Source organism: Embleya sp. NPDC056575 (genome assembly GCF_042793325.1).
Taxonomy (GTDB): domain Bacteria; phylum Actinomycetota; class Actinomycetes; order Streptomycetales; family Streptomycetaceae; genus Embleya.
Genome location: NZ_JBHTVA010000113.1, coordinates 1 through 14651 on the forward strand (window position 1 = coordinate 1; position 14651 = coordinate 14651).

The window sequence follows — 14651 nt, forward strand, 5'->3', positions numbered from 1 at the left end:
CGTTTGTGCGGCGCGGGCTACTTCACCGTGATGCCCGCCATGCCGAGCTTGTCGAATTTGAAGCTCGTGTCGATCTCGACCGCGGTGATACCGGTGGTCTTCTTGCTGGTCACCAGGATCCACGAGCTGAACCTGCCGTCGCGGTCGGTCCAGGCCAGGCCGAAGTTGAAGGTCGGGTTCGCGCCCTCCACACCCGCGAGCGCGATCAGCGTGTTCGGGGTGAAGTTCTCCCCGGACACCTTCACGAACGTCCACGGCCGCACCGTGCTCTTGCTGAGCGTCACCTTGCGCTGCGGGACCGGAACCTCGACCTTCTTCACGGTCAGCGGCGTGGAGGCGGTGCGGCTGCCGTCGGTGACCTGGACGCTGTACGCGCCGTCCGCGGTGCCGGGGGCGACCGTCACGCCGCCGGAGAGCACGCCGTCGGCGCCGATCCGCAGGCTGTTGGCGGAGATGCCCGCCGGGTTGCACGCGGTGCCGTCCGCGGCGCACAGGGACGGCGTGGCCGTGCCGCCCTTGGTCCAGTTGGTACCGGCGAGCGTGGTCTCCTTGCCGGCCTCCACGGTGCCCGGAGACGCGCTCAGGGTGGCCGTCTCGGGCGTGCTCCGCACGGCGATGCTCTGCACCACGCCGGAGCCGCCGGTGACCGCGCACGGCGTGGTGAAGTTGCCGTACGGCGTCACCGTGGCGGTGGTGGTCTTGGTCGGCGTCAGGTCGACGGTGCCGGTCGCGGTGGCCGGGATCTGGAGCCGGACCGAGAAGGGCGGGCTCTGGATCGGCGTGTTCGCCGGGATGTCGATCGTGGTCTCGGCGCCGGCGAGGGTGACCGAGCCGGTCGCGCCGCCGGACAGGGCGAAGTCGATCGACGGCGTCATCTTGATCCCGTTGAGCGCGGCGGGGCTGGTCGCCGGGCTCGGGCCGAGGGTGATCTTCAGGTCGACCGTCTCGCCGGGCCCGGCGGTGGTCGGACCGTCCACGGTCACCGACATCGGTCCGGTCTTGTCGCCCTGGCCGAGCGGCAGCGAGCACGTGACGGTCGGCGTCGCGGTGCCGGCGAAGGCGACGGGGGCGGCGGCGAGGAATCCGGTGATCGCCAGTGTGCCGACGCCGAGTCCGGCGGTCAGGCGCTTGGTGCGCTGCTTCATGAGGTGCGGCTCCCTGTCCTGCGTTCCTTGCCGGCGGCGGGCGTTGGCGTCGCGTCGGCGGCATGGGGGCGGATACGCGCGTGGCTAAGTGGAACGTGTTCCAGAAGTGGGGCGGGTCACATTGATGCGCTTTCGCCTGTCGAAGTCAAGAGGTGCGAAAGCCCCCGTCGGCCCGGCGGGAGGTCTTCGACAGGGCCCTGACCTGCACTGACACGTGTCGTCCGGAAGCGGTGGAACAAGTTCCACTTTCCTCGGTCGCGAGTTGCCCCGGGTCCGGATACGCGAACGGGGCGCCCCCGCACCGAAGGTGCGAGAGCGCCCCGCGTGGGGCCGACGTGCCGTCAGGAGACGGTCAGCGTCAGGGTTCCCGTGTACGTCCCGGCCGCCTGGTACGCCGGGACCGCGAGCGACAGGCCCGCGTTCGCGCTGAACACGCCACCGGTCTTGTGCGCCGGATCCGTGGACGCGGCAGAGCTGCACAAAAGCCCGCCGTTGACCGTACCCGCCGAGCCGGTCACGACCTGGCTCGCCGAGTTCGGCTCGGCCACGCACCGAGGAGTCCAGGACAACGCCGACGCGGGCAGCGAGTAGCCGCCGTCCGCCTTGAAGTCCGAGACGGAGCCGGTGAGTTGCCAGCCGAGCGTGCCCTTGCGGGCATCGGTGACGGTGACCGCGTTCAGCGAGCCCGTCATGGTCTGGTCCCGGTTCGCGAAAGGCACGTCCGCGAGCAGGACGCCGGTCCCGGCCTGGGTCATCGACAACGTGCCCGGCTCCTCGCCGGGACCGCCGCCCTCGACGGTGAACGGGGCGAGCGCCATCTTGTCGCGGTCGTTCTTCTCCGCCGCCCGGATCTGGGTCGTCCCGGGTTTGGTCACCGTCAGATCGACGGCGAACGTCCCGTCGGGACCGGCGGCGACCTCGGTGGTGTCACCGGTGAGACCCAGGTTCGGGTCCAGGGTCTCCAGCACGACGGCCGCGCCGGGGGTGAAGTTCCGCCCCGTCACGTGCGCCTTCGTGCCCGAGGGGCCACGATCCGGGGTCGCGGTGATCGCCCGGGGCAGGACGACCGCCGAGGTCACCGTGACCGGTTGGGACACCGTGGCGATCCCGACGGTGACCTTCACCAGGTAATTCCCCGGCGGCACCTGCGTACCGAGCGTCGCCTGGGCGGTGAGCGCACCGTCCTTGGCCACCGAACCGGTGCCCGCGGTGAACGCGGAACCGATACAGCCGGAACCGTCCTCCTGGCACAGCTGCACCTGCGGATTGCCCTGGCCGGTCGGCCAGTTCTCCCCGGACAGATTCACCGGGTCACCCGGCTTGAGCAGGGTCTGCGCGACCACCAGGCTCGGCTGGGCCGGCGCGCCCACCATGATCGACTGCGAGACGGCCGGCGTGCCGACGGGCGCGCCGCTCGACGCGATGGTGATCACCTTGAGGCCGTATCCGCCCGGTGTCAGGTCGATCCGACCCGCCTTGGCGACCTTGAAGGTGCCCTTCATGTCGTTGACCTTGAGCACGTCGCCGCCCGGGGTGGCCGGGTTGCCCTTGTCGCCGGTGACCTGTACGTCGCCGGTCTGCGCGCCGGAGAGCTTCACGGTGCCGCTGGGCGTCACCGTGTCCTTCAGCGCGACGACCCAGCCGGACGGGTTGCGCGGGTATCCGATCCACTTCCAGCCGACGGTGACCTCGTCGCCGATCTCGTACCACGTCTTGGCCGGGCTCACCGAGAGCGCGACCTCCGGCGTCCAGTCGAACGCCGGGCCGTTGCCCCACGCCGGGGTGTAGCGCACGGTGTACTTGACCGGCTCGGAGTGCCGCATCGCGTCCTTGGCGACCGAGACCGGTACCAGGATCGACGTGGCGCCCGAGGCGATCCGCATCTGTCGCACACCGTCCGACAGGCCGGCGGCGACCCGGACCTGGCCCGACAACTTTCCGGAGGCGTCGACGGTGAGGGTGGAGCCCGACGCCCCTTCCGCTGCACAGGCGTTGCCGTTCAGGTCGCACAACTCGACACCGACCGGACCGACGGGCCAGTTCTCCCCGGTCACGTCGATCCCCGCGCCCGGCCGGACCACGTTCCAGCCGAACGTCACGGTCGGCGCCTTGACCGCGCCGTCCACCGCGAGCGTCGCGCCCACGCCCGGCGTGCCGTTGGGCGTGCACGGCGTGTCCCAGCTGCCGAACATGTTCGCGGTACTGGTGTAACCGCCGGGGGAGAGCTTCAACTCGCCCGGCTTGGTGATCTTGAGCGTGCCCGTCATGTTCGACAGCCACAACTTCTCGCCGCCGGGGGTCTGCGCGTTCTTCTGCGGACCCTCCATGGCGATCTCGCCGCCCTGGGCGCCGGAGACGAGGACCTTGCCGCGCGGCTTGACCGCGTCGGCGTTCACGGTCACCGACGACGGGTTCTTCGCCGCGTCCTTCCACGTCCAGGTGACGGTGACCTCGTCGCCGACGTTGTACTTCGCCTTGACAGGGGCGACGGTGAGGTCGACCTGGGCGTCGAAGTCGAACGGACCGCCACCGATGCTCGGCGGTACACAGTGCACGTTGTACGTCACCGGAGCCGCGTTCGCGGACTGCGCCCCCGCGCCCACGCCCAGGGCGCCGGCCACGAGGGCGGTGCCCAGTACGCCGGCGACGCGCTTGTTGCGGGATCCGGACCCAGTGCTTTCCCTGGTTCTTGGTCTGAGCATGTGGTGCTGTCCCTCCTCGGGATGCCTGCCTGGCCCGCCGGGGGAGCGAGCAGTCGAACACCACACCGGGACCGGTCCGTCGCCGTCGGTGACCCGCGCGGCGCGGGACGGTCGATTCGGTGCCGTGCGCCGATTTTCGACGTCGGCGGGGTGACACCCGACCCCGCCGCTGTCACCCGGTCTTTCCCTGCGATGAAACCTGTTCCAGAAAACGGCGCCTCCCATTGAGCCCGTGGGCGTTTGCGAAGTCAACAGCGGAACGCGTTCCGGCGGCAACGATTTGTGTGCGCCGCCGGCCGGTGTCGCACACGCGGGCCCGATGGGCGAAAGGCGTTGGCGCGTACGGGAAATAGGCGACGGGACGCCCACCGCGCGGTGAGGGATTGCGGTGGGCGCCCCGTGCCGATCGGCCGTGCCGGCCAACCGTGACCGTGATCAGGAAATCGACAGGGTCAGCGTCGCGCTGTAGTCGCCGGCGCCCTGGTAGGCCGGAACCTTCAGGTCGATGTCGGCGTCGGCGGAGAAGGTGCCGCCGGTGTTGGTCGTGCCCTGCGGGACCGAGGCCAGCGTCGCGCCCGAGCCGATGGTGCCCGCGCTGCCCGCGACCGGGGTGCCCTTGGACTTCTCGTCGGCCTTGGCGGCCTTCGGCTTCCAGGAGAAGTGGTCGGCGGGAATGCTCTCGCCGGCCGCGTTCTCGAAGTCGGTGACCGAACCGGTCAGCGTCCACCCGGCGCTGCCGCCGCGCAGGTCCGACACGGTGACCGTGTTGAGCTTGCCGGTCATGGTCTGGTCCTGGGCGCTCACCGAGACGTCGGACATCCGAATGCCGCCCGCCTGCTGGGAGATCGCCAGGGAGCCGGCGGTGATCGTGCCGTCCAGCTTCTGGGTCAGGTCGCCGGGCTGGGTCGGGTCGACCTTCTTGCGGACCAGCAGCTGCGCCTGGCCGCTGTTGCCCTCGGAGTCGGCCACCGCGAGGGTGTGCGCGCCGTTGGCGACGTTGTCGGCGAGCTTGACGTTGCCGGTCAGGTTGCCGGACGCGTCCACCGTGAGGGTGGAGGACGCGATCCCGGCCGCCGACCCGTCCAGCGTCGCGGTCACCGCCCCGGGGGCGAACTTGCTTCCGGTCAGGCTCACTTCGCTGCCCGGCTCGACCGCGGTCGAGGGCGCGTTCAGTACCGGCTTGTCGGCCGCGCCGACCTTGAGCGTGGCCGAGGGGGCGACCGGGTTCACCGGGTTGCACTTGGTCTCGGCGTCCAGGCCGAACGCCTTGGTGAAGGTCGAGTACAGGCCCGGGGTCAGCGTCACGTCGCCGGCCTGGGTCAGCTTGACCTTGCCGGTCATGTTGGTGAGCACCAACTCCTGGCCCGGCAGGGTCTCCGGGTTGATCCGCTGACCCTCGACCGCGACCGCTCCGGTCGCCGCGCCGCCCAGGGTGACGCTGCCCTTGGGCAGGGTGGAGTCCTTGTCCACCTTGCCGACCACGGGGATCTCCGGCGGCGCCTTCGGGTACGACTTCCAGGTCCAGGTGACGGTGACCTCCTCGCCGACGTCGTAGCGCGCCTTGGCGGGCGTCACCGACAGGTCGATCTTCAGGTCGCCGTCCGGGATCACCAGGTTCGGCACGATCTGGTTGACGCAGTGCGACGTGTAGTCCACGTCGGCGGCGTTCGCGCCGGGCGCGAGGGCCACCATGCCGACGGTGCCGGCGATCGTGACCACGCCGAGCGAGGCGGCGAGTTGCCTGTTTGCCTTGAACATAGGGTGCGTTCCTTTTCTCGGGTACCGCTCTGCCGGCGCCGGGGTGGGCGGGGCAGCCGAAACACCACGTCGCAGGACCGGGCGCGGGGGGCGGGACGCACACGCCCGCGCGGGCCTCGACGGCGCATGCGCGTCCGGACGGGTGCCGTCGCGAAGTGCGGCCCCGCCGGTCGGTGGAACGTGTTGCAGAAATGGTGCTTGATCATTCCGCTCCACCCGGTGTGCAAAGTCAAGGGATACGGCCGGAAAACCGGAAGGACGCCCTCCTCGTTCGAGCGAGGAGGGCGTCCCGGTGTCCGAGGGTGACTCAGCTCAGACTGAGCGTCAGATTCCCCGTGTAGGCCTCGGAGCGGGTGCCGCCCGGAAGGGACAGGCTCAGCAGGGCGTTGGCCTCGAACGCGCCGCCCGTGACGGCGCCGGTGCTCGGGTTCTGCCGACACAGCACCTCGGCGTCGCCGCCGACCGTGCCGGGCACGCCGGTGCCGACGGCCGCGGGCGGGCCCTCGACGGTGGTGCAGGCCGGGATCCAGGTGAGTCGTCGGGCGGGTACGACCTCACCGCCCTCGCCGACGAAGTCGCTGCTCTGCGCGGTCAGCGTCCAGCCGAGGGTGCTGCCGCGCCGGTCCTGGATGGTGACCGGGTTGAGCCGACCCTCCAACTCCTGTGTCGTATCGCCGGGTCGGAACTCCGGCATGGTCACACCCGCCGAGTTCTGCCGCATGAACAGCGGCCCGGCCACGGTGTCGGCAGGCGTCTGCGGCACCTGTCCGGCGGGCGGGAGCGGGGGGACTCCGGGCGGGGGCGTGGTGCCCGCACCGGGGATGCCCGCGCCCGGCGAGGCGCCGGTGCCGCCGAGGGTCGGGTCGCCGATCGCCCCCGTGGTGGGGTCGGTGGGCGCGCCGCTCGTGGGCGGGGCGGACGGGGTGCCGCCGGAGCCGGCAGATCCGCCGGCGGACGGGTTGCCGGATCCGCCGGTGCCGGGGCCCGAGGTCGGGGGCGTGCCGACCTGGATGCTCGTCGAGACGGGCAGCCGGTCGGGGTGTACCGGGGTGCAGGGCGAGTCCTGGATCAGGAACTGCTGGAGTACGTACGCACCGGGGGCCAGGTCGATCCGGCCCTCGGCCGCGATGGTGAACTTCCCGGTCGGGTCGGCGACCGGCAGGGGTTGCGCGCCGTCGGCGCCCGGGTGCCGGGCCGGGCCGGTGAGTTCGACGTCGCCGACCTGGGCGGCGGAGAGCTTGACCGTGGCCTTGGGGGTCTCGGAGTTCGGGGTGACCCAGGTCCACGTCCACGGGTTGCGCGGTGGTGTGACCCAGTGCCAGGTGACGGTGACCTCCTCGCCCACCTTGTAGGTGCCCTGCTTCGGCGGCGACACGGAGAGCTCGACCTTCGGCTTCCAGGTGAAGACGGGTCCGCCGGCGAGTGGCGGTCGGCAGCTCACCTCGTGCTCCACGGGTGCCGCCTGTGCCGCGGGTGCGACCGCCGTGAGACCCGCCGCACCGGCGACGAGGACGACCGCCGCCGGTATCGCGAACAGCCTCCTGCGGGGTGGAACCATGTGCGGGACGCTCCTTTCCGGGCCGACCCCGGGCACGATCGAACGTGGTCGTCGATGCTCGGGTCGGCTTGAAACGTGTTCCATATATGGGCCAAACGCCCATTGATTCGGCATGCCCGACGTGGTGTCAAGGGCCCCGGGCGGGCTGTGGCGCGTTCGGGACGTGCCGGCCCGCGGACCTGTGCGGCGGCGGGCCGAGGCTTTGGGGGCGGGGCCGGAGTCGGTTCGGCGCAGGGTGGGAAGTCGGCGGGTTCGCAAGGGTTTGGCAAGACGTGTGTACGCGACACGTGTCGAAAATGTGAGGCCCTGTCAACCGCCTTGTCGACAGAGTGATTTCGCAGGTCGCGCGATATGGAACCGTGTCCGACGGATGCAGATTTTCTGCTTTTCGCTGTTGTCCGCTCATGCCACTTGTCGTACCGTCACCCGAAGATCTGACGTGACATCAAGTACTGGAACAGTCTCGATGTCTCCCGGATGCGCCGAGAAAGCCCCGCTCAGGGAACGCAAGGCGTGTCCCCGCCGGTGCTTGCGCGGTCCGGTTTTCCCGCCCGGTCCGCGCCTCGAAAGGGGGAAGTCGGGTGTGGCGACCGCGTGTACCCGATGAGTCGGGGCGCGTGCCGGGTCGGTGCGGGCCGACCCGCCAAAACGGCCCTGCCGATCGCGTGTCGCTCCGGCCGTTTCGATCAGGACTTCTCGACGAGCAAGAGATCCCCCGAAGGGAGAACCACCGTATGGGCAGGCCCATTAAGCGAACAGCGGGTGGCTTGGCGGCGCTCGCCGTCATGGCGGGCGCCATGATGTCGTTCGCGCCGCAGGCGGGCGCGGCGACGTCCAACACAAACCTCAAGTGTGACTTCAACGAGGAACTGGTCAAGAAGGCCATGGGCAAGGACTCGGTGAGCGGCCCGCAGGCCTTCACCGTCACGGGTCCGGACACGGGCACGGCGGGCAGTTCGATCAAGTTGACCATCGACCCGGGGGTCAGCCCGGCCGCCTCGCCGCTTGGAACCACGGTGAAGATCACCCCGACGGTGACGTTCACCGCCAAGTACGACGGCGGATCCGCAGTGCTCACCGCCGTGGGTGCGACCTCGGAGCTGAAGGTGGAGGCTGCCGTCGGCATCGACGTTCCCGCGTTCGCGGCCAACGTCGCGCTGCCCACGAAGGCTGCCGGCAAGGTGGACCTGATTCCCAAGACCTTCGCGCTCAAGATCCAGGTCGTCGAGCCGCCGCTGACGCTGAACGTCCCGTGTACGGTCACCGACGCCGCCGCCCAGCCGGCCTTCTCGATCACGCTCCCGGCCGCGAGCACGACCGGGGGAAGCAGCACCAACTCGGGCTCGACCAGCTCGGGTTCCTCCTCCTCGTCGAGCTCCACGAGTTCCACAAGCTCCACGGGGACCTCCACGTCGGGCACCACGGCCGGCAACGACTCGCTGGCCAAGACCGGTCCGATGGACGACGCGCTCTCGATGGGCCTGCTCGGCGGGACCGTCGGTCTGCTCGGCATCGGCGGTGTGCTGCTCGCGACCCGTCGGGTGCGCTCCTCGCGCAACGCCTGACCCGGACGCGGACGGTCGGCCTCCCGGGCTCGGGGGGCCGACCGCGGCGCTTGCCGACGCTATTGACTCCGCGAGGCGATCGCGGGTGAATGGCTCGCCTGAATCTGTAACACGTTTCAATTCATTGTGTGGGGTCCGTGTCCCGCAGGGGAATCGACGGACAGCGGGACGGCCGCCTCGGCCGTGTGCCACCGATCTCGAGCGAGGCGACCGCCCAGGTACGGCACCGGAGCGCCGGGCTCGGGGCAGTGCAGTGCTCCCCGGCACCCGCTCCGGTGTGGTGTTCGACCGCCCCGCCCCCGGTGGCGGTGGCAACCCCCAGAAGGGAGCAGCACCACATGTTCAAACCCAGCAGGAAGGTCACCGCGTCGTTCGGCGTCGCGATGATCGCGGGTACCGCGGGACTGGTCGCGGGTGCGCCGGCGGCGTCGGCCGCGTCGGTCAACCCGGACCTGACCTGCACCGAGCCGATCCTGCACTGGAACAAGTCCGGCAAGCAGACGTTCGACGTCACGCTCACGCCGGACACCGGTTCGGCACCGGGGACGGTGCAGGCCAAGATCGACGCGGGTGAGAACCCGTTGCGGACGGACACCCCGTTCAACGGCATCGGCTTCGTCGGCCAGTACACCTTCACCCTGAGCACCGGTGGCGAAGTAACACTGACCGCACCGAAGTTCACCGCCGACATCAGTTCCACGCAGGGCATCGACCCGCCCGAGTTCACCGCCGACCTGGCCATTCCGCAGGCCGCGCCGGGGACCCGGATCGATCTGACGCTCAAGACGTTCGCGGTGGACGTCTACCTGCCCGGCAGCGCGAACAAGATCACCACCGCCACCTGCGCGGTGACCGGGAACAACGGTGTCGTCGCCTCGTACAAGGTCGCCGACGCCCCGCTCGACCCGACCCTGACCACCACCCCGGGACAGGTCAAGCCCGGCGGCTCCCTCACCGTCGCCGGCGCGAACTGGCCCGCGGGTACGCCCGTGGTCGCCCTGTGCGACGCGAGCGGCAACGCCTGTGACCCGGCCGAGGTCACCGGCGCGCTCACCGTCACGGACGGCGCGCTGGCCGGCACCGCGACCATCGGCGCGACGGTCGCGGACGGCTCGTACCAGCTCAAGGTCACCGTGGGCGACAAGTCCAAGACCTCGAACGTCACGGTCAAGGCGGACGTCCCGAGCAACCCGCGCAAGCTCACCCTGAACCCGACCCACGGGCCGGTCGGCACCAAGGTCACCGTCAACGGTGAGGGCTACACGCCGAACGCCGCCGTGTACGTGGTCCCGACCAACGCCGCCCACCAGCCGGACGTGCCCGGCACGGTGACGGCGACGGCGGGCGCGGACGGGAAGTTCACCGCCGAGGTCACGGTCACCAAGGCCGACACCACGCTGATCGCGGGGTCGGAGGACACCGCCGGCACACTGTCCGCCGGCGCGCCGTTCACGGTCGACGGGGGCAACCCCCCGGCCGGCACGCTGAAGCAGGACCTCACCGGCTCGATCGCCGGCGGCGGCCTGACGATCTCCCAGGAGAACGGCGGGATCAAACTTTCCGACGTGACCCTCAACGGCACTCAGCAGAACATGACCGGCGCGCTGAACACGGTGACGGTCAAGGACTACCGCGGCGGCGCCACGGGTTGGACGCTGACCGGCGCGGTCACCGACTTCACCAACGGCTCGGGCGGCACCATCGCGGCGGACAAGTTCTCCTGGACACCGAAGATCACCCCGGGCGAGGGCTCGCCCAGCCAGGCCGTGGCCGGCAGCGCGGGTCCGATCGGCACGACCGGCGCCACCCTGGCCTCCGCGCCCAACGCGGCGGTCACCGGCGGCACCTTCGCGGCCGACGCGGGTCTGAGCCTGGCGGTTCCGGCCTACCAGGCACCCGGCAACTACAGCGCGACGCTCACCCTCTCCATCTCCTGACCGACATCTCCCGCCGGAAACCATCGGCGGGAGACCCAGAACGGCCCGGAAACCGGGGGCTCGTGGGGCACGGACACCATCCGTGACCCACGGGCCGCCGGCGGCGGGCCGCTGCGGATCGACGCAGAGCGGAGGGTGGGGCGGGCAGCCGGCCCGTCCCGCCCACACCGCACTCGGACGATCCGCGCACGCGACACCCAGGCACACAGCGCGGGCCCTTCGGATCCGCTCCCGAAGCCGGCCCTTTCGATCCGCGGCACACAGACCAGCTGGAGACACCGATGACGGGCACCCCGGCCCCACCGATCCGCCGGCAAGGCGGACGTACCCGATCCCTGGCCACCCTGTTCGCGGTGCTGGCCACGCTGTTCGCGTCCCTGACACTGGTCGCCTCGGCGCCCGCGTCGGCGGCGGGCAACGGCGAATGGTCGGTCGACCCGTACGTGCCGGACGGCACCAGCCAAAACGCCCGTCGCTACTTCTTCCTCGAAGGCGCCGCCGGCACCACCGTCCCCGACGTGGTGACGCTGCACAACACGAGCCAGGCGCCGCTGACGCTGAAGCTGTTCGGCGCGGACGCGTACAACACCGCGCGCGACGGCGGCTTCGCGCTGCGCACGGTCACCGACAAGCAGAAGGACGTCGGCACCTGGATCCAGGTGGCGCCGGAGAACCAGACGCTGACCCTGCAACCGGGGGAGAAGCGCCAGGTCCCGTTCAACATCGTCATCCCGCCCAACGCCACGCCCGGTGACCACCCCGGCGCCGTGGTCGCGCTGAACACCGCGATCGAGGGCACCCAGCAGCAGGGGCAGATCAAGGTCAACATCCAGCGCCAGATCGGCGCCCGGGTGTACCTGCGCGTACAGGGCGACGCGTTGCCCGCGATGGACGTGCAAAAGGTCGAGGTCGAGCGCGACTCCGGCTTCGGCGAGTTCTTCGGGTCGAGCAAGGCGACGATCACCTACCGGATCGTCAACCGGGGCAATGTGATCCTGCGGCCCAAATTCGACCTGAAGGTCGAGGGGCTGTTCGGCCGCAAGCTGATGGGCAAGACCGAGGAGGGCATCGAGATCCTGCCCGGCTCGACGGTCGAGAAGGTCGTCGAGTGGAAGGACGCGCCGCGCCTGGACCACGTCACGGTCAAGGTCGGCGCGGTGGCTCCGGACCAGAAGCTCGAAGACTCGGCGAGCACTTCGTACACCGCCGCGCCGTGGCCGAGCCTGCTCACGCTGGCCGCGATCCTGGTCCTCGCCGGTCTCGGCTGGGGCCTGTGGCGCAACGGACGCAAGGGCAAGGGCGGGGACCCGGCCGAACCGAAGGGGCCGGTGGGTCCGAACGACGATACGACGGTGCTGCCGCCGATTCCGGCCGCGCCCACGGCGTCCGCCGCACCGGGTGTGGCCGGGGCGTCGGAGCCGGTCGAACTCGCGAAGGCGGGGGCTTCGGACGCGGCGGAGGCCGCTGCGGGCGAGGGAGCGGCGAAGGAGGCCGTCACCGGGGCGAGCGCGGCCGAGGCCGCGCAGGCGGAGGGCGCTGCGGCCGCTGCTGACAAGCGGGACGAGGACGGGGCGGGCGACGAGAGCAAGGCCGTTGCGGCCGAATCGGCGTCGGTCGAGTCGGAGTCGGCCGAAGCGGGTTCGGACCCGGCGGTGGACGTGAAGGCGGCCGAGGGCACGCCGGCCGATGGCGAGGCGGCGGCCCCCGTCGCGAAGCAGCCCGCCCAGGACGCGGACAACGCGGCCGAACCCGACGCCGGCGCCGGCGCGACGGCGGCCCGGGAGACCGAGGTCGCGGCCGACGCGGAGCCGGCCGGCTCCGAGGCGGCGCCCGAGAGCGAGGCCGAGGCCGCGAAGCAGCCGGCCGCGAGCGCCGCCGAGTCCGTACCCGTCGGAGACCGCGCGGACGCGTCGGTCGTCGAGGGCTCCGCCGACTCCGCGGGGGTCGGCCGTTGATCCTGGCCAACCGGGTCCGTCACGTGGTTCGAGTCGTCCGCCCCCGCGGGGCCGCGCTCGCGCTGATCGCCGTGTTGCTCCTGGGCTGCATAGCCCTGGGCGGCACGGCGCCCGCGCGTGCCGCCGACCCCCCGCCGCCGGGAGCGGGACCGAGCGCGTCGATCGACCCGGGCAAGGTCGCGGCCGGGGACAAGGTGTCGGTCGTCGGTGGCGACTGGACCCCCGGATCCCTGGTCCAGGCGAGCATCTGCGGCGAGAACGGCCTGCGCGGCACCGTCAACTGCGCCGCCGCCAGTGCCGCGAGCGCAACGGCCGACCCCGGCGGCAACATCTCGATCACGTTGACCGCCGCCGTCCCGCCGTCCCCGTGTCCGTGCGTGGTCCGGATCGCGGTGATCATGAACGGGCCGCCGAAGGACGCCAGCGTGCCGCTGGAGATCGACGGCGCGCCCTACGCTCCGCTGCCGGTGACGGTCAAGACGCCCGGCCGGCTGGTCTTCATCGACAGCGCCATGGTCGGCGAGGACTCGATCTTCACCTGGTTCGGCTCACCGGTGCAGCGCCGGTTCCGGATCGAGGTCGGCAACATGGGCCAGACCGCGATCATCAACCCGACCTTCCGGATCGGCTTCTACGAAGGCGTGTACGCCCCGACCTGGGAGAACTACGAGTCGCACGCCACCATCGCGCCCGGACAGCGCACCACCATCTCGCTCCCGGTGGAGCTGAACCCCCGCCAACACGGCACGTTCAGCTGGCGGGTGACCTACGACAACCAGATCGTGGACGAACAGGCCCTGGAGGTCGGCCGCCCGTGGGGCGTGTACATCTTCGGCGCGCTCCTGGTGATCGTGGTCCCGGTGGCGGCCTGGCGGCTGTTCGTGCGCGTCGTCGAACTGGTCGGCGAGCAGCGGGCCCGCCGCACCGGCGAGCGCGAGCGCGAAGTGGGCCTGCCCGAGTCCTCGTTGCGCGCGACCAGGGCCGACAAGAACCGAACGTCGGCCGAGGACGCGGCGGATGACGGCGCGTCGGATTCCCGCACGGCGAACCGAGGCCCGGCGGCCGGGCCCGACGTCGACCCGGTCGACCTGAGCAAGCGCCCGATGCGTTCGATGGTCGAGACGATGGCCATCGGCGGTCCGCTGTACGCGGATTCCGAGCCCGGCGGCGACGATCACCCCCGCGCCGGCGCGTCCGGGGGAGGGGATCGATGACCCCGCGACCCGGCAAGGGCGTCGGCGCCCTCATCGCGATCACGGTCGTGGCGGGCACCGTGCTGGTGTTCCACTACGGCCCCGGCGGCGAGTTCGGGGCGTCGCGTACCGATGTCAGCGACCAGGCCGGACCGGGCGGTGGTGGTACGTTCCGCCCGGTGCCGACCGCCGGCGCGGACACGAACTCCGCTCCGCCGAGCACCGGTTCGACCGGGACGGACCCGTCCGGCTCCGGCCCCGCCGGTAACGGCACGAGCGGCGGCGGGAGCGGCGCGACCGGCGGCACCGGTACCGGAGACCTCGACTGGGACACCAGGATCGAGCAACCGCGTACCCCCGACCGGGTGGACGGCAACGTCAACCCGGGCCCGCTGGCGGTCAGCACCCCGAACGCCGGGCAGAGCCGGCTCGTCGTGGACCGCGGCACCGGCACCGCCAAGGGCGCGCTCAACCCGATGCTCGTCCAGGACTTCCGCGGTTCGCGCAACGGGTGGACCCTCACCGGCGCGATGTCCGACTTCCGCGCGGAGGACGGCTCCCGGATCGAGGCGCACAACCTCGTCTGGGAGCCGTACTGCACGCCACACCCGGGGCGCGGTCCGTATCCCAGCTCGGCGAAGCCCGGAAACCGGACCCAGTCGAGCCGTACCGCGACCCTCTGCTCCACCTCGTCCTCACCGGGTGTCACAGGGGGTGAATTCGATGTCGGCGCGGATCTGACCCTGCGTCTGCCCGACCGCAACACGTCGGCCGAGAGCTATTCGGCGACTTTGACGCTCACGCTCAGCTGACCGAAACGACGGGGTGGGTCCCGCCC

9 protein-coding genes are annotated in these 14651 nt (G+C 71.2%); 5 read left to right on the forward strand and 4 right to left on the reverse strand.

Annotation, left to right across the window (positions count from 1 at the left end; genetic code table 11):
• Positions 1-17: 17 nt before the first annotated feature.
• The 4 genes from ACFRCG_RS45960 to ACFRCG_RS45975 all read right to left on the reverse strand — a co-directional run bounded on the left by ACFRCG_RS45960 (position 18) and on the right by ACFRCG_RS45975 (position 7163).
• Positions 18-1145 carry a hypothetical protein gene (locus ACFRCG_RS45960; protein ID WP_380042641.1) on the reverse strand — a complete coding sequence of 376 codons (1128 nt, stop codon included), beginning with the start codon at positions 1143-1145 and terminating at the stop codon, positions 18-20.
• A gap of 341 nt (positions 1146-1486) precedes the next feature.
• Entirely contained in the window at positions 1487-3847 is a 2361-nt protein-coding gene (locus tag ACFRCG_RS45965; RefSeq protein WP_380042642.1) for a hypothetical protein, read from the reverse strand.
• 435 nt (positions 3848-4282) lie between these two features.
• The gene (locus ACFRCG_RS45970; RefSeq protein ID WP_380042643.1) at positions 4283-5605 is read right to left on the reverse strand and encodes a WxL domain-containing protein; all 1323 of its coding nucleotides are present in this window, start codon (positions 5603-5605) and stop codon (positions 4283-4285) included.
• A gap of 307 nt (positions 5606-5912) precedes the next feature.
• Complete coding sequence (locus ACFRCG_RS45975; protein ID WP_380042644.1) at positions 5913-7163, reverse strand: hypothetical protein; 1251 nt, start codon at positions 7161-7163, stop codon at positions 5913-5915.
• A gap of 734 nt (positions 7164-7897) precedes the next feature.
• Between ACFRCG_RS45975 and ACFRCG_RS45980 the strand changes: the two genes are divergently transcribed.
• From ACFRCG_RS45980 to ACFRCG_RS46000, 5 genes are all read left to right on the forward strand, one after another.
• Positions 7898-8728, forward strand: coding sequence for a hypothetical protein (locus ACFRCG_RS45980; protein ID WP_380042645.1), 831 nt, complete (start codon positions 7898-7900; stop codon positions 8726-8728).
• Between the two features lie 338 nt (positions 8729-9066).
• Positions 9067-10665, forward strand: a complete 1599-nt coding sequence (locus ACFRCG_RS45985; RefSeq protein WP_380042646.1) for a hypothetical protein — start codon at positions 9067-9069, stop codon at positions 10663-10665.
• A gap of 281 nt (positions 10666-10946) precedes the next feature.
• Positions 10947-12620: a WxL protein peptidoglycan domain-containing protein gene (locus tag ACFRCG_RS45990; RefSeq protein ID WP_380042647.1), complete on the forward strand. Its 1674-nt coding sequence runs from the start codon at positions 10947-10949 to the stop codon at positions 12618-12620.
• A 23-nt stretch (positions 12621-12643) separates the two neighbouring features.
• Positions 12644-13834, forward strand: coding sequence for a hypothetical protein (locus ACFRCG_RS45995; RefSeq protein ID WP_380042648.1), 1191 nt, complete (start codon positions 12644-12646; stop codon positions 13832-13834).
• A complete protein-coding gene (locus tag ACFRCG_RS46000; protein ID WP_380042649.1) occupies positions 13831-14625 on the forward strand; it encodes a hypothetical protein in 795 nt (264 codons plus the stop codon). The genes ACFRCG_RS45995 and ACFRCG_RS46000 overlap by 4 nt, the downstream gene beginning before the upstream one ends.
• The last annotated feature ends 26 nt before the right edge of the window (positions 14626-14651 follow it).